Origin of the sequence: Ferrigenium kumadai, assembly GCF_018324385.1 — a bacterium.
GTDB lineage: Bacteria > Pseudomonadota > Gammaproteobacteria > Burkholderiales > Gallionellaceae > Gallionella > Gallionella kumadai.
In genome coordinates this window covers 2,171,671-2,187,132 of sequence record NZ_AP019536.1, presented here as the reverse complement: position 1 = coordinate 2,187,132, position 15,462 = coordinate 2,171,671, and the positions used below count along the sequence as shown (strand labels likewise).

The following is a 15,462-nucleotide window of genomic DNA, read 5'->3' as shown; positions in this document are numbered from 1 at the left end:
GCTCCCTGAGGTGCGGGCCGTCATTCTATGCCGGTGGACGCTGCTCGTGCATCGAGATGCGCGAGACGAACCAGATCGCGAGCAGGTTCGCGGTCACGGCCACATAGCCCACCATGCCGTAGTCGGCGATATGCCCGTTCGCGTCCTGCGAGATGATGTAGCCCGCGAGCGTGGTCGCCAGCCCCATCGCGAGCGCCTGCGTGGTGGCGTTGAGCGACATGAAGGTTCCGCGTAGCTTGGGTTGCGCCGACGAGGTGATGATCGCCATCGCCGGGATCATGCGGCCCGACACCAGTACGAAGAATGCGGTGGTGAAGATCAGCCAAAGCCACAGCGGCGACGTGCCGACGTGCGTCACCACCAGCAATGGCAGCATCGCCGCGAGGGCGACGAGGCGGTAGACCCTCACCTTGCCGCGCACGTCCGCCCAGTGGCCGATCAGGCGCGCGGTGACGAGTGTTGCGGCGCCGCCGATCAGGTAGATGTAGGGAATGTCGTGCTGCGAGATGCCGACATTGTGGACCGCATACACCGTGATGTAGGGGATCACGGTGAAACCGGAGAAGATGATCAGCGCCGAGAACAGCAGCGCGCGCAGATGATTGGCATCGCCAAGCACGGCGAACATCGGGGCGAACGGGTGCGCCTGTTTCTCGGCATCGAGATGGCGGCGCAGCTCCGGCAGCACGCGCAGGCCGACGACGATGAACAGCACCACCAGCACGGCGATGAAGACGAAGGGCGCGCGCCACTGGAAGTGGTTCGCCAGCCACAGCGACAGCGGCACGCCCGCGACCGTGGCGACCGAGAACGCCGCCGACACCATGCCGCCCGCCCTAGCACGGCGCTCGAACGGAATCACGTCGCCGATGATGGTGTGCGTCATCGCGCCCATCACGCCGCCGAACGCGCCGGCCAGCCCGCGTGCGGCGAGCAGCGTGGCGTAGCCGGGTGCTAAGGCGCAGGCCAGCGTCGCGATGCCGAACAGGGCGAACATGGTCAGCAGCATGCCCTTGCGCTCGAAGCGGTCGACGAAGATGGCGGTGAGCAGGCCGGACAGCGCCGCGCTGAAACTATAGGAGGCGACCAGCAGGCCGAACTCGTGCGTGGTGATGCCGAGCTCCGCGATCAGGATTGGCCCGAGCGGCATCATGATCATGAAGTCGATCACGTGGGTGAACTGGATGCCTGCGAGGGTGAGCAGCAGGTATTTTTCGCGTTGGGGCGTGAGGGCGGTCTGCATGTGTCCGGGATAAAAGACTCAAAGCCGGATTCTAACGTTTTGAATCGCCGGCAAGAAATTTTTGCGTCGCCGACGGTGCTAGAATCGCCCCTCGAAATTACAAGCTTTGATCATGCCGCAACCATCCTTCGTCCATCTCCGACTGCACAGCGAATACTCCATCTCCGATGGCATGCTGCGCGTGGACGAGGCGGTCTCCGCCGCGAAGGGCGATTCCATGCCCGCGCTGGCGCTGACCGACCTGAACAACGTGTTCGGGCTGATCAAGTTCTACAAGTCGGCGCGCGGATCGGGGGTGAAGCCGGTGCTCGGTTGCGACGTGTTCGTCACCAACGATACCGACCGCGACCGTCCTCACCGCCTGCTGTTGCTGTGCCAGTCGCGCGAGGGCTACCTGCTGTTGTGCGACTTGTTGTCGCGCGCCTACCTGGAGAACCAGTATCGCGGCCGCGCCGAGGTGCGGCGCGAGTGGTTCCACGAGGGAACGGGCGGGCTGATCGCGCTGTCCGGCGCGCATCTGGGCGATGTCGGTTCGTCGCTGCTGACCGGCAATGCGGCGCAGGCCAGGCAGTATGCGCAGGAATGGGCCGCGCTGTTCGCCAACCGTTACTACATCGAGGTGCAGCGCTGCGGCTTTGCCGATGAGGAGCTGCACATCCACGGCGCCACGCGGCTCGCCGCCGAACTGGCGTTGCCGGTGGTCGCCACGCATCCCGTGCAGTTCCTCAAGGCGGAGGACTTCAAGGCGCATGAGGCGCGCGTGTGCATCGCCGAAGGCTACGTGCTCAACGACAAGCGTCGCGCGAAAGCCTTCACCGAGCAGCAGTATTTCAAGACCCAGGCCGAGATGGCGGAGCTGTTCGCCGACCTGCCCGAGGCTTTGCAGAACAGCGTCGAGATCGCGCGCCGCTGCAACCTGACTCTTGTATTGGGCAAGCCGCGCCTGCCGGATTTCCCGACGCCGAACGGCGAGAGCCTCGACGACTTCCTGCGCGGCGAGGCCGAGCGCGGGCTGATGCAGCGCATGGCCGCGCTCTACCCGGACGAGGCGGTGCGCGCCGCGAAGCTGCCTGAATACATGGCGCGACTGAAGTTCGAGACCGAGACCATCATCCAGATGGGCTTCCCGGGCTACTTCCTGATCGTGGCGGACTTCATCCGCTGGGCCAAGGCCTACCGCTCGAAGGCGTTCCCCAACGGCGTGCCGGTCGGCCCGGGGCGCGGCTCCGGCGCGGGCTCGCTGGTGGCCTATTGCCTGCTGATCACCGACCTTGACCCGCTGCGCTATGAGCTGCTGTTCGAGCGCTTCCTGAATCCCGAGCGCGTGTCCATGCCCGACTTCGACGTGGACTTTTGCCAGGACGGTCGCGAACTCGTCATCAACTACGTGAAGGACAAATACGGCGCGCACTGCGTGTCGCAGATCGCCACCTTCGGCACGATGGCGTCCAAGGGTGTGATCCGCGACGTCGGGCGCGTGCTGGACTTTCCCTACGGCCTGTGCGACCGGCTGTCCAAGCTGATTCCGCTGGACGGGCCGAAGCCGGTGTCGCTCGCCAAGGCGCGCGAGATGGAGCCGGAGATCAGTACGATCATCGCCGAAGAGGAGGGCGTGGACGAGCTGATGGAGCTGGCCGAGAGCCTGGAAGACATGACGCGCAACGTCGGCATGCACGCGGGCGGCGTGGTGATCGCGCCGGGCAAGCTTTCCGACTTCTGCCCGCTGTATTGCGCCGAAGGCAGCGAAAGCACGGTGAGCCAGTACGACAAGGACGATGTCGAGGCGGTCGGCCTGGTGAAGTTCGACTTCTTGGGTCTACGCACACTGACGATCATCGACTGGGCGGTGCGCTACATCAACAAGCTGCGCGAGAAGAATGGCGCGACGGATGTGCCGGCGTTCGACATCGACCGGATTCCGTTGGACGACAAGGCGACCTACGATCGCATCTTCAAGAACGCCAATACCAAGGCGGTGTTCCAGTTCGAGTCGCGCGGCATGCAGGACACGCTGGTGAAGGCCCAGCCGGACTGCATCGACGACCTGATCGCGCTGAACGCGCTATACCGCCCCGGCCCGATGGACTTCATCCCCGACTACATCAACCGCAAGCACGGCAGGGAAAAGGTCATCATCCCGCACCCCCTGCTGGACAAAGTGGTGAGCAGCACCTACGGCATCATGGTGTACCAGGAGCAGGTGATGCAGTCGGCGCAGGCGGTCGCGGGCTACACGCTGGGCGGTGCGGACATGCTGCGCCGAGCGATGGGCAAGAAGAAGCCCGAGGAGATGGCCGAGCAGCGCGGCATCTTCGTTGCGGGCGCGGCGAAGAACGACATCGACGAGAAGAAGGCGAACGAAATCTTCGACACGATGGAAAAGTTCGCGGGCTACGGTTTCAACAAATCGCACGCCGCCGCCTATTCGGTGGTCGCCTACCAGACCGCGTACCTGAAGTGTCACCACGCGGCTTCGTTCATGGCCTCGACGATGACCTCGGAAATGGTCAACACCGACAAGGTCAGCTTCTTCTACCAGGATGCGTTGCAGCAGGGCCTGAAGATGCTGCTGCCGGATGTGAATTCGTCGGATTACCGCTTCGCGCCGGTGGACGAGAAGACCATCGCCTACGGCCTCGGCGCGATCAAGGGCACCGGCGAGGCGGCGATCGAGAACATCGTCCAGGCGCGCGAGCGTGGGCCGTTCAAGGACCTGTTTGACTTCTGCCGCCGCGTGGACAAACGCGTGGTCAACCGCCGCACCATCGAGGCGCTGATCAAGGGCGGCGCGTTCGACAAGGTCAACGACCACCGCGCCAGCCTGATGGCGACGCTGGATGCGGCGCTGGCGAGCGCGGACCAGCAGGCGCGCGCGGCGAATCAGAACAGCCTGTTCGGCGACGACGAGGCAGACGAGGTGCTTGCCGCGCAGTATGCCGAGGTGCCGCGCTGGACGCTGCGTGAGCAGCTCGCACACGAGAAGATCAGCCTCGGTTTCTATCTCGGCGGCCATCCGTACCAGGAATACGAGAAGGAGCTGACGAAATTCATCAAGGTGAAGCTCGGCGACATCACGCCTGCGTTCGTTGGTAAGTCATCCGGCGGGGGAGGGTATGGCAACGGCGGACAGGGCAGGCCGCGCGGCGTTGCGGTGACGCTCGCCGGCATCGTCTCGGGGCAGCGCATCATCCAGACGCGGCGCGGACGCATGGCGGTGATCATGCTCGACGACGGCAGTGCGCAGATCGAAGTGACCGTGTTCAACGAGGAATACGAGCGCAGCCGTCCGTGGATTAAGGAAGACGAGTTGCTGGTCGTGCAGGGCAAGGTGGCGCTGGACGAATACTCCGGCGGCATGCGCGTCAGCGGCGAAGAACTATTCGACTTCGCCTCGGCGCGTTCCCACTTCGCGCAACATCTGGCGCTGAACTGCGACGGCAAGGTCGGCATCGCGCGATTGAAGGAAATCTTCACGCCATATCGCGAGGGCAAATGCCCCGTGCTGATCCACTACCGCAACCAGGATGCGACCTGCCAGCTGCGCCTCGGCGAGGCCTGGCAGGTCACGCTGCACGACGACCTGGTGCGCGACCTGCGCGCGGCGCTACAGCCGGAGAACGTGAAAGTGGTCTACTGACAGTGGTATGTCGGGTTGGAGTTTGTTCGCCGAGCCGACTATGCACTTTCTTTCGTAGGTTTTCCTTACGCCGAATACACCGTCAACCCCATGGATTTATTCATGGCGGCGACTACACTGCGCCATTCACGCATCTCTTAACCGTTAGGTTGTTGGGGGCACTCCATGCGAACCATCCTGACTTTCCTGTTGGTTTTCGCAATCCTTACCGCCTGCGGAGCAGTCGAAAGCAAATCGCCGGGCGCCAGCGTTAGTTTCTATAAACCCTCCGGTTCCGTGCAATGCATGGGTGGAGGTCAGTCATTGCAGGCCATGGAGCGCCAACTCGCCGACGCGGGCATCCCGGTCCTCACTTCCGCCTGCGGAGTCGATGGGAAGGTCTATGCGGCAGTATGTGGCGCTGCCGATGGCCGCATCGGAATCTTTGTCATCCCCGCGGCCCGGGCACAAGCCGCAACGGCGCTCGGCTTTGCTCCGTTGAGCAGTCTTCCTGCCGCAACTGAAGTCGTATGTCATTGACAGTTCAACCGACCAAACGAAAAAACAAAGAGAGGTGAATCATGACTCAGTATCGGCTATTGAAGGCCTTTCGCGTTGCCGCCACTTTGCTGACGGCGATCTTCCTGCTGGCGGGATCCCGTGGCATACAGGCTGCCGGCGGTCAGGGCGTGCAAGCCGTCGCCCTGCACAACGGACATGAGGTCGTGCCCGGTGAGATCCTCGTCAAGTTCCACGACCAAGCGACGGCCGCGGTGGGGGCGCAGGAGATGGATGTGGAGATGGATGCCGATCGTGACGAGGAGGTCGGAGACAAGTCGAGGCGCCGGATCCATTCCCGCCGATACGATACGGCGACCTTGCTGGCGATCACGTCCAAGCGTACCGACGTCGAGTACGCCGAACCCAACTACATCGTTCGCACCTTCCAGGTGCCGAATGACCCCGGCTTCAACCTGCTATGGGGATTGAACAACACCGGCCAGGCCGTTATGGGAACATCCGGAACAACCGGCGCGGACATACGCGCGACACAGGCGTGGGCGACGACGACCGGCAGCCCGCTGAACGTGGTCGCGGTCGTCGATACGGGAATCGACTACGCTCACCCCGACCTCAGCCAGAATGTCTGGTCGGCGCCTGCCGCCTTTACGGTCAACATCGGCGGCCAGTCCATCACCTGCGCCGCAGGCACCCACGGGTTCAATGCGATCACGAATTCGTGCGACCCGATGGACGACTACGGGCATGGCACGCACGTTTCCGGCACCATCGGAGCCGCCAGCAACAACAATGTGGGCGTGGCGGGCGTCAACTGGACCGCAAGCATCATGGGCGTGAAATTCCTCGACCAGAACGGGAGCGGAACGATCGCCGATGCGATCAATGCGATCGAGTTCGCAATCCAGGTGAAGAACAAATTCGGACTGAACGGGGGAAACGTGCGCGTGCTGTCGAACAGCTGGGGCGGAGGCGGATTTTCGCAGGCGCTGTACGACGAGATCATGAAAGCGTACGTCAATGACATGCTGTTCGTCGCGGCAGCCGGAAACGCCGGATCCAACAACGACATGATGCCCAGTTATCCGTCGAGCTATACGGCGCCAAACGTGGTGGCAGTGGCAGCTACGGATAGCAACGACGGGCTTGCATGGTTCTCGAACTATGGTGCGGCGACAGTCGCGCTCGGTGCTCCCGGCGTCAACATCTACTCGACCATGTCGCAAATCTCTACCATGTGGCCGGGCAAGCAATATGAGTATCTCAGCGGTACTTCGATGGCGACGCCGCACGTATCCGGCGTCGCCGCCTTGGTGCTTTCCGTCGCCGCATGCGGGAATCTCGATGTCGTGAGCCTGAAAAATGCTTTGCTCAATAACACGGATTCGATCCCGTCACTTGCCGTCAAGATAAACAATGGCCGTCGGCTCAATGCCGACAAGGCCGTAACCAATTGTGCAGCGGCGGCGCCGACACCGACACCGCCAGTGCCGCCGCCCGCCGCCGACTTCAATATCTCGGCCAGTCCATTGTCGAACTCCGTCAAACGCGGACGATCGGTCGCGTTTACTGTGACCACTGCGGCTGTGAACGGGGGCAACCCCGGCCCGGTCAGCTTTAAGGCGGCAGGACTTCCGAACCGGGCGTCGGCGAGCTTCACGCCGAACCCCGCAACAAACTCGACGATGATCGTGAAGACGAACAGCAAAACCCCGACTGGAACCTTTATGCTGACGATCACCGGGACAAGCGGGGCGTTGTCTCACACGGCGACGGTCTCGCTGCGGGTGAGATAGCGTGCGAAAGTCGGCGTGCTGCCGATACTTTTCCAGCACGTCGGCCAAGCCGATCATGAGCCGCCGGGCACTACTTGCAGGCTGAAACTACAGCACCTGTAGCAGGAAACTACCTGCAATCCCGAATTAATAAGTCTCACCAGACCGGCTAGATTGGCTATCCGATATCCGTGAATCCGGATGCTCAATGAGCAATCCTGTTCAAACAAAGGATGAGCCATGATAGACCTCTATTACTGGACCACCCCCAACGGCCACAAGATCACGATGTTCCTCGAAGAGGCGGCCCTGCCCTATCGCATCGTTCCGGTAAACATCGGCAAGGGCCAGCAGTTCGCACCCGACTTCCTGCGCATCTCTCCCAACAACAAGATGCCGGCCATCGTCGACCATGAGCCCGCCGATGGAGGCCCCCCGCTGTCAGTCTTTGAATCGGGGGCGATCCTGCTCTATCTGGCCGACAAGATCGGACGCCTCATTCCGCAGGACCTGCGCGGCCGCATCGATACGCTGCAGTGGCTGTTCTGGCAGGTCTCCGGCCTGGGGCCGATGGCGGGGCAGAACCATCACTTCAGCCAGTATGCGCCGGAGAAGATCCCATATGCCATCGAGCGTTACCTCAAGGAAACCTCACGCCTTTACTCCGTGCTGGACAAGCACCTCGCCGGACGGACATTCATCGCGAACGAATACTCGATCGCCGACATCGCCTGCTATCCCTGGATCGTGCCTTATGAGCGGCAGGGACAGAAGCTGGAAGATTTCCCCAACCTGAACCGCTGGTTCAAGCTTGTCCGCTCGCGGCCTGCGACGCAGCGGGCCTATGCGAGGGCGCAGGAGGTCAACAAGGACACGACGCTGAGCGAAGACGCGAAGAAGATCCTGTTCGGCCAAGATGCCAATACTCAGCATGCCTTCATGCAGCAGCGGCTGGGTTGACCGTGGGAAAAGGAGGCTTAAGCGATGGTGTGCCTGGATAAAAAGGAAGAATAGTCATGAGCCACATTGTGATGGTCGGAAGAGGCTGCCTCGCCGTGCTGTTGCTTCTGGCGATGGCGGGCTGCAACAACAAAAACGCGCCTCCGCAGCCGCCGCCTCCCGAAGTGTCGGTGCTCAAGCTGAAGGCCGGGCCGGTCACGGTATACGAGGAGTTCGCTGCGCAGACCGAGGCGGTCGATACGGTCGAGATCCGCGCCCGCGTCAGCGGCATCCTGGAACGCCAGGGGGTTGCCGATGGAGCCAGGGTGAAGAAGGGCGATCTGCTGTTCGTGATCGACCAGCAGCCGTTCATCGCCGCGCTGACCCAGGCCAGGGCCAACCTCGCGCAGGCGCAGGCCTCCCATGTCAATTCGAAACAGAACCTGGAGCGGGCGCTGCCGCTGTTTGCCGACAAGGCGGTCAGCAAGCAGGAACTGGATGCCGCCATTGCCAAAGAAGCAGCCGACGCCGCCAGCATCGAGTCGGCCAAGGCACAGGTGGAACAGGCCAGCCTGAACCTTGGCTACACCACGCTGCGTGCGCCCAGAGACGGCGTCATGAGCAAGGCCCTCGTCAAGCAGGGCGGGTTGGTGAATGCCTCGACGACGCTGCTGAATACGCTCTATTCCGAGGATCCGGTCTACGTCAATTTCACCATCAGCGACCGGGAGTTGGGCGAACTGGACAAGCGGCTCAAGTCTTACGCGGAACAGGGGAAGGAAAAAGAATCCGTGTTCAGGCTGAAGCTCGCCGATGGCGGCGACTACAAATATGGCGGCAAACTCGACTTCCTGGATGCGGCCTTCGATCCCAAAACGGGAACCCTGCAGGTTCGGATCTCCGTTCCCAATCCTGAACATACTCTCAAGTCAGGCCAGTTCGTGCGCGTGACCCTGCCTGCCTTCGATAGGCCGGATGCGATCCGCGTGCCGCAAAAGGCCGTGCTGGAGTTGCAGGGCAACCAGTCGGTGTTCGTCGTCGGCCCGGACAATAAAGTCGTTCCGCGCGATATCACCGCCAAAAAACGCATCGACAACGACTGGATCGTCGAACGGGGGCTCAATGCGGGAGAACTGGTGGTCGTCGAGGGCATCCCGAAGATCAGGCCGGGCCTCACGGTAAAGCCCGTCACGGTCACCACCGGCCAGAATCACGGCTGAGACCGAACGGGAGCGATGCGCCGTGTTTAACTTCTTCATCGACCGCCCTGTCTTCTCCACGGTCATCTCGCTGATCATCACCCTGGCCGGGGCGGTGGCGGCGCTGGGTCTGCCGATCACGCAATTCCCGCAGATCGTTCCGCCGCAGGTACTGGTGACGACCAGCTTCCCCGGCGCCAATGCCGATGCGGTAGTCCAGTCCATCGCCTCGCCGATCGAACAGCAGGTCAACGGCGCGAAGAACATGCTCTACATGGATTCGAAGAGCGCCAACGACGGCTCATACAGCCTCACGATCACTTTCGATGTCGGCTCCAGCCAGGACCTGGACGCGGTGGATGTGCAGAACCGTATCGCCATCGCTCAGAGCCAGCTGCCGGCCGACGTGATCCGGGAGGGGATCACCGTGCGCAAGCAATCGACCGATTTTCTGGAAGTGCTTGCACTGACTTCACCCGACCGCCGGTTCGACACCACCTTCCTCAGCAACTATGCGCTGCTCCACATCCAGGACACGTTGTCGCGCATTCCCGGCGTGGGCTTCGTTCGAATCTTCGGGGCGCGCGACTACAGCATGCGCATCTGGCTCGATCCGGACAAGATGGCGCGCCTGGGCGTGACGGCGGGCGATGTGCAGCGCGTGGTGCAGGAGCAGAACGTGGTGGCACCGGCCGGACGCATCGGTGTGCCGCCGGTTCCCAAAGGGCAGCAGATGCAGTATTCGGTCACCATCAAGGGGCGGCTCGCCGATGTTTCGCAGTATGAGGACATGGTCATCAGCGCCGGCCCCGGCGGGCAGATCGTCCACCTCAAGGACATTGCACGCATCGAGTTGGGCGGCGCCGATTACAGCATCAATGTGCAGGAGGGCAGCCTGCCCGGCGTGTTCATGGGCATCTTCCTGCAGCCCGATGCCAACGCACTCAATGTGGCAAAACGGGTCAGGCAGGCCATGGATGACATGGCCCAGAAGTTCCCGGAAGGAATGGTCTATTCCATTCCCTACACGACCACGCCCTTTGTGACCGAGTCGCTCAAGGAGGTGCTGAAGACACTGGGTATAGCCTTCATGCTGGTGTTGCTGGTCGTATTCGTGTTCCTGCAAAGCTGGCGCGCCACGCTGATCCCGATGCTGGTCATCCCGGTGTCGCTGATCGGTACTTTTGCGGCGTTCGCCGCACTCGGCTTTACCATCAACACACTCACGCTCTTTGGCCTGGTGCTTGCCATCGGCATCGTGGTGGACGATGCGATCGTGGTGGTCGAGGCGGCGCAGCGCAGGCTGGATACCGAGCAGATCACGCCCAATCAGGCTGCCAAGGCGGCCATGGCGGACGTAGGTGCGCCCGTCGTCGCGATCGCGCTCGTGCTCTCTGCGGTGTTCATCCCGGTGGCTTTTCTGGGCGGGCTGACCGGGCAGCTCTATAAACAGTTCGCGCTGACACTGGCCACCTCGGTTCTGTTGTCGGCCATTGCCGCGCTGACCCTGACCCCGGCGCTGTGTGCCCTGTTGTTGCGGCCGGCTGCGCATGTCAAACCGCATGGCGTGGTGGGGCGGTTTTTCGACGGGTTCAATCGCCTCTTCGGGTGGTTCACGCGGCGATACACCGGATCGGTGGTGATCCTGGCACGCAGGTCGCTCCTGGTGGCGCTCACTTTCTTCGTGCTGCTCGCCGCCTTGTACGGCCTGATGAAGACCCGTCCCACGGGGCTGGTGCCCGATGAGGACCAGGGGTACATGTTCTCGCTTTTGCAACTGCCGCCCGGGTCATCGCTGGAGCGCACCAATGCAGCCGTCCAGCAGTTGACCAGGATCGCCAGCGAGGTGAAGGGGGTGGATGGCGTCGCATCGGTAAGCGGGTTCAACGTGCTCACCGGATTGCCCACTTCCTACAACGCGACTTCCTTCATCAGGCTGAAGCCCTGGGCGGAGCGCGAAGGGCCGGGGCAATCGGCCGCCGAGATCCTGCGCACGCTGACCGTGCGCCTCAACAATGAGATCAAGGATGCCAATGTGCTGGTGCTGAATCCGCCGCCGATACGGGGCCTCTCCACCGCCGGCGGCTTCGAATTCGTCCTGCAGGACCAGGCGGGCGGCGACCCGAAACAGTTTTCCCAGGTGCTGCAACATGTTCTGGGCGAGGCGCGCAAGCGGCCGGAGATCGGTTTCGTGTTCGCCAATTACGATGACCGCACGCCGCAGATCGAATATGAGGTGGACCGCGAAAAGGTGAAGTCCCTGGGCGTTTCCCTCAACGACCTGTTCTTTACCTTGCAGACTTTCATGGGCGGCTACTATGTGAACGACTTCAACCTGTACGGGCGGACTTTCAGGGTGCAGGCTCAAGCCGAGGGAAATGCGCGGACGAAGCCGGACGACATCAACCGCTATTATGTGCGCAGCGCCAACGGCGACATGGTGCCGCTCGGTACCTTGCTGAAGCCCAAGGCCATCAGCGGCCCGGAGTTCTACGAGCGCTACAACATCTATCGCGCAGCCACCGTCAACGGGGTTCCCGCGCCCGGGTTCAGTTCAGGGCAGGCCGCGCGGGCCATGGAGGAGGTGGCCAGGACGCTGCCCCAGGGCTACGGCTATGAGTGGACCGGCGCCACCCTGCAGGAGAAAAGGACGGGTGGACAGACGGGCTACATCTTCGTGCTGTCGCTGATGTTCGTGTTCCTGGTGCTGGCCGCGCTGTACGAAAGCTGGGCGATGCCGGTGGCCATCCTGCTCGTCATACCCTTCGGTGTGCTCGGCGCCTTCTCGGGTCTTGCAATGCGCGGATTCGCCAACAATGTGTACGCGCAGATCGGGCTCATCATGCTGATCGGGCTCGCCGCGAAGAACGCCATCCTGATCGTCGAGTTCGCCAAGCTCGCTCATGAGCGCGGAGCGGGCATCGTCGAGGCGGCCAGGAACGGGGCTCAATTGCGGCTGCGGCCCATCCTGATGACGTCTTTCGCCTTCATCTTCGGCACGCTGCCGCTGGCGATCGCCACCGGAGCCGGCTCGGGCGCCAGGGAGTCGATCGGCACCACCGTCGTGTCCGGCATGCTTTTCGCCACCATGATCGGCATTTTCGTGATCCCGGTCTTCTATGTGGTCATCCAGCGCATCAGCGAACGCAAGCGGCCGTTCCGCAACGAAGCGGTCGAGGACACAAAAACGCCAGAGCAGATGGCCGGGCCGGAGAAAGGCAAACCATGAGAGCGATGGCTGTGATCATGCTCGGTGCGGGAATGCTGGCGGCGTGTTCGGTGGGGCCGGAATACAAGCGCCCGGATCTGGATGTGCCCGGCGCATACCGTTTCCAGGATGCGAAACCGGGCGGGGCATCCATCGCCGACCTGGGGTGGTGGGAGGTCTACCGGGACAAGCAGCTGCAGGGGATATTGCAGGCCGCGCTGGAAAACAACCGCGACATAAAGACCGCCGCTGCCCGCGTGGCAGAGGCGCGCGCCCAGGTCGGGGTGAGCCGCCTGGACCGGTTCCCGCGAGTCGATGTCACGGTAGGTGATACGCGGCAACGCACCTTGCAGGTGGGGCGGTATTCCATTCTGGAAATCGCAACCGGTTTGGCGCAGGTGTCGTTCGAGGTCGATCTGTGGAAGCGGCTCGCCAGTCTGAGCGATGCGGCCAAGGCCAACCTGCTTGCCACGGAGTATGCGCGCGATGCGGTGAAGGTGACCCTGGTGAGCGATGTCGCCGTCGCCTACTTCAACCTGCTGGCGCTCGACCAGCAGTTGCGCATCACGCAGAGCACCATCGCCAACAGCGAGAGATTCCTGGCGCTCACCCAAGCCAAGTCTCGCGAGGGAGCTGCGTCCGGTCTGGACGTGAGCCGTGCGGAAGCAAGCCTGGCATCGGTCAAGGCCAACCAGTCCGACATCCAGCGGCAGATCGCGCAGACCGAAAACCAGATGCAGATCCTGCTGGGAAAAAATCCGGATACCCTCGCAAGAGGGAAGATGGATGAGACATCCATGGCGGTTCCGCCTGAGGTGCCTGCGGGGCTGCCTTCGGCTTTGCTCGAACGCCGTCCCGACCTGCGCCAGGCCGAGGCCGGCCTGATCGGCGCGACGGCCAACGTGCGGGCGGCCAAGGCTGCGCTGTTCCCGACCCTCTCCCTTACCGGCAGCTATGGTTCGCAGAGCCTGGCGTTCTCCAGCCTGTTCAGCGGCGGGTCGCAGGTGTGGTCGTACGGCCTGAATTTCCTGCAGCCCATTCTCGACTCGCAGCGCAACGGCTACCAGGTCGATGCGGCCAAGGCGCGCGAACAGCAGGCGCTGCTCCAGTACCAGAGTGCTGTCGCGCAGGCGTTCCGCGAGGTGTCCGATGCGCTCGTCGCATGGCAAAGCTATAACCAATTCCTGCGTGACCAGGAGCAGCAGGTCAAGTCTTTGCAGGAGGCGAATTCACATGTGCTGCGCCGTTACGAGATCGGCTACTCCTCCTACTTCGAGGTGATCGACGCCAGCAACAGCCTGTATGCCGCGGAGCTGCAGCGCGTGCAGGCGTACCGCAATAGTCTGGTCTCGCTGGTGCAGCTATACAAGGCGCTGGGCGGAGGCTGGGCGGGGATATATCCGGATCAGCCAACAGGAAAGCCATGAGACTGGTAGCGATATCGTTGACCGCGCTGTTGCTGTGCTCCTGTGCATCCTACAGCGGACGCGGCCTCAAACCCGGTGAGGCAAGCCTGGACGACGTGATCCATACCATGGGAGCGCCCGCCATGCGATGGCAGAATGCCGACGGGGCGATGCAACTGGCTTATCCGCGCGGACCGCTGGGTTTCGATACTTACATGGTCTTTGTCGGGCGGGAGGGAAAATTGCAGCGTATCGAGAATGTGCTCAAGCCCAGATATTTTTCTCTTGTCCGGGTCGGCATGACCAAGGATCAGGTGCTGCGCATTCTGGGGCCTTCGGTGCCCGCCTGGACGGGGTACTACAAGGCTCGCGACGAACTTGCATTGGAATGGCGTTATTGCAGCGACTGGCGAGCGGCAACGCGCTTCGATGTGCTGTTCGACGGCAGCAAAGGCACGGTGCGCTCGACCTTTAGTCGGACTGAGTCTTGCGGACCCGGGGATTGTCCCTGCTGACAGCCAAATCACCACATAGCATCCCGCCCCATTTTTTGCTTGTAGATAACTTACTCAGGAGGTCATCATGAAATGCAATGTCGGTACAGGAATCGATCGCATCGGTCGCACCGTCATCGGGATAGCGTTGCTCGATCTTGGATTGGTTGGGCCCCTCGGAATGACAGGGCGGATAGTGATAACGGTTATTGCGGTTGTCGTGCTGGCAACCGCGATCGTTCGCTTCTGCCCTGGATATGCGATCTTCGGGATCAGCACCTGCAAAGACGAAGAAAAGAAATAGCGGCGATACCGCTTTGGGATAAAGCCCGTTCCTAAGAAAACCGCGGTTTGTCCGAGGGAGTGGGAAGATCACCGACGTCGCTCAAGAAGATATCGACCCCGGCGGGCGGGCATATCCTGCTTGCCGGGATGGCGACGCCCGCTTGCCAGTTCATGACGGCCTCCCGTTTGTCTTTTCCGCTGACCAGAAACAAGACACTTGATGCACGGCTCAAGCGTGCAGCGCTGAGAGAGACTCGTTGTGAAGGCGGCTTGGGGGCATCGAGTACCGGCACGACCGTTGACAATGCCTTCATATGTTCCCAGGCAGTGGCGGGGAACAGACTGGCGGTGTGGCCATCCTCGCCCAAACCAAGCAGCACCAGATCGAATTCTCCGACCTCCGCGAGGTCCTGTGCATAGCTGGCCGCCGCCGCATCGGGACCGAGCTCTCCCGATATCGGATGGATCTGCCGAGGTGGGATGGCTACATGATCGAGCCATGCGCTTCGTGCCATGTGGCTGTTGCGCTCGGGGTCTTCGGCAGGCAGGCAGCGCTCGTCGCCGAAATAGATATGCCACGCAGACCAATCGGTGTCGGCGTCGCGCAGTGCGCGATAGATGTTGCGCGGCGTATCGCCACCGGACAGAACGATGCGGAAAGCACCCCGCGCGGCGATGGCCCGTTCAGCGTTCTCCAGGATGAAACGGCAAGCCGCTTGCTCGAAGGCCATGCTGCTGTCGAATTCGTGCCAGCGGCATGTCTGTGACGCATCCATGC

11 protein-coding genes are annotated in these 15,462 nt (G+C 62.3%); 9 read left to right on the top strand and 2 right to left on the bottom strand.

Annotated features, from left to right (window positions below; all coding sequences use genetic code 11):
• Nucleotides 1–25 precede the first annotated feature (25 nt).
• Nucleotides 26–1,243 (bottom strand): MFS transporter, encoded by a 1,218-nt coding sequence (locus tag FGKAn22_RS10600; RefSeq protein ID WP_212785610.1) that lies wholly within the window; start codon nucleotides 1,241–1,243, stop codon nucleotides 26–28.
• A gap of 112 nt (nucleotides 1,244–1,355) precedes the next feature.
• Between FGKAn22_RS10600 and dnaE the strand changes: the two genes are divergently transcribed.
• From dnaE to FGKAn22_RS10555, 9 genes are all read left to right on the top strand, one after another.
• On the top strand, nucleotides 1,356–4,880 hold the full coding sequence (gene dnaE, locus FGKAn22_RS10595; protein WP_212785609.1) for a DNA polymerase III subunit alpha: 3,525 nt from the start codon (nucleotides 1,356–1,358) through the stop codon (nucleotides 4,878–4,880).
• A gap of 165 nt (nucleotides 4,881–5,045) precedes the next feature.
• Nucleotides 5,046–5,399 carry a hypothetical protein gene (locus FGKAn22_RS10590; RefSeq protein ID WP_212785608.1) on the top strand — a complete coding sequence of 118 codons (354 nt, stop codon included), beginning with the start codon at nucleotides 5,046–5,048 and terminating at the stop codon, nucleotides 5,397–5,399.
• A gap of 41 nt (nucleotides 5,400–5,440) precedes the next feature.
• Nucleotides 5,441–7,174, top strand: a complete 1,734-nt coding sequence (locus FGKAn22_RS10585; RefSeq protein ID WP_212785607.1) for a S8 family peptidase — start codon at nucleotides 5,441–5,443, stop codon at nucleotides 7,172–7,174.
• A gap of 219 nt (nucleotides 7,175–7,393) precedes the next feature.
• Nucleotides 7,394–8,113: a glutathione binding-like protein gene (locus FGKAn22_RS10580; RefSeq protein ID WP_212785606.1), complete on the top strand. Its 720-nt coding sequence runs from the start codon at nucleotides 7,394–7,396 to the stop codon at nucleotides 8,111–8,113.
• Between the two features lie 56 nt (nucleotides 8,114–8,169).
• Nucleotides 8,170–9,312: an efflux RND transporter periplasmic adaptor subunit gene (locus tag FGKAn22_RS10575; RefSeq protein WP_212785605.1), complete on the top strand. Its 1,143-nt coding sequence runs from the start codon at nucleotides 8,170–8,172 to the stop codon at nucleotides 9,310–9,312.
• Nucleotides 9,313–9,334: 22 nt separating this feature from the next.
• A complete protein-coding gene (locus tag FGKAn22_RS10570) occupies nucleotides 9,335–12,520 on the top strand; it encodes an efflux RND transporter permease subunit (protein ID WP_212785604.1) in 3,186 nt (1,061 codons plus the stop codon).
• Entirely contained in the window at nucleotides 12,517–13,926 is a 1,410-nt protein-coding gene (locus tag FGKAn22_RS10565) for an efflux transporter outer membrane subunit (RefSeq protein ID WP_212785603.1), read from the top strand. Before FGKAn22_RS10570 ends, FGKAn22_RS10565 begins: the two co-directional genes overlap by 4 nt.
• Nucleotides 13,923–14,420: a hypothetical protein gene (locus FGKAn22_RS10560; RefSeq protein WP_212785602.1), complete on the top strand. Its 498-nt coding sequence runs from the start codon at nucleotides 13,923–13,925 to the stop codon at nucleotides 14,418–14,420. The genes FGKAn22_RS10565 and FGKAn22_RS10560 overlap by 4 nt, the downstream gene beginning before the upstream one ends.
• A gap of 67 nt (nucleotides 14,421–14,487) precedes the next feature.
• Nucleotides 14,488–14,703, top strand: a complete 216-nt coding sequence (locus FGKAn22_RS10555; RefSeq protein WP_212785601.1) for a YgaP family membrane protein — start codon at nucleotides 14,488–14,490, stop codon at nucleotides 14,701–14,703.
• 31 nt (nucleotides 14,704–14,734) lie between these two features.
• On the opposite strand, the gene pgl is transcribed toward FGKAn22_RS10555, so the two are convergent.
• On the bottom strand, nucleotides 14,735–15,460 hold the full coding sequence (pgl, locus tag FGKAn22_RS10550) for a 6-phosphogluconolactonase (RefSeq protein WP_212785600.1): 726 nt from the start codon (nucleotides 15,458–15,460) through the stop codon (nucleotides 14,735–14,737).
• Nucleotides 15,461–15,462: the final 2 nt, after the last annotated feature.

Coding starts and splice junctions, on each gene's coding strand:
- pgl (WP_212785600.1), bottom strand. CDS start 15,460: ATGGATGCGTCACAGACATGCCGCTGGCACGAATTCGACAGCAGCATG.
- FGKAn22_RS10560 (WP_212785602.1), top strand. CDS start 13,923: ATGAGACTGGTAGCGATATCGTTGACCGCGCTGTTGCTGTGCTCCTGT.
- FGKAn22_RS10555 (WP_212785601.1), top strand. CDS start 14,488: ATGAAATGCAATGTCGGTACAGGAATCGATCGCATCGGTCGCACCGTC.
- FGKAn22_RS10565 (WP_212785603.1), top strand. CDS start 12,517: ATGAGAGCGATGGCTGTGATCATGCTCGGTGCGGGAATGCTGGCGGCG.
- FGKAn22_RS10575 (WP_212785605.1), top strand. CDS start 8,170: ATGAGCCACATTGTGATGGTCGGAAGAGGCTGCCTCGCCGTGCTGTTG.
- FGKAn22_RS10580 (WP_212785606.1), top strand. CDS start 7,394: ATGATAGACCTCTATTACTGGACCACCCCCAACGGCCACAAGATCACG.
- dnaE (WP_212785609.1), top strand. CDS start 1,356: ATGCCGCAACCATCCTTCGTCCATCTCCGACTGCACAGCGAATACTCC.
- FGKAn22_RS10600 (WP_212785610.1), bottom strand. CDS start 1,243: ATGCAGACCGCCCTCACGCCCCAACGCGAAAAATACCTGCTGCTCACC.
- FGKAn22_RS10585 (WP_212785607.1), top strand. CDS start 5,441: ATGACTCAGTATCGGCTATTGAAGGCCTTTCGCGTTGCCGCCACTTTG.
- FGKAn22_RS10590 (WP_212785608.1), top strand. CDS start 5,046: ATGCGAACCATCCTGACTTTCCTGTTGGTTTTCGCAATCCTTACCGCC.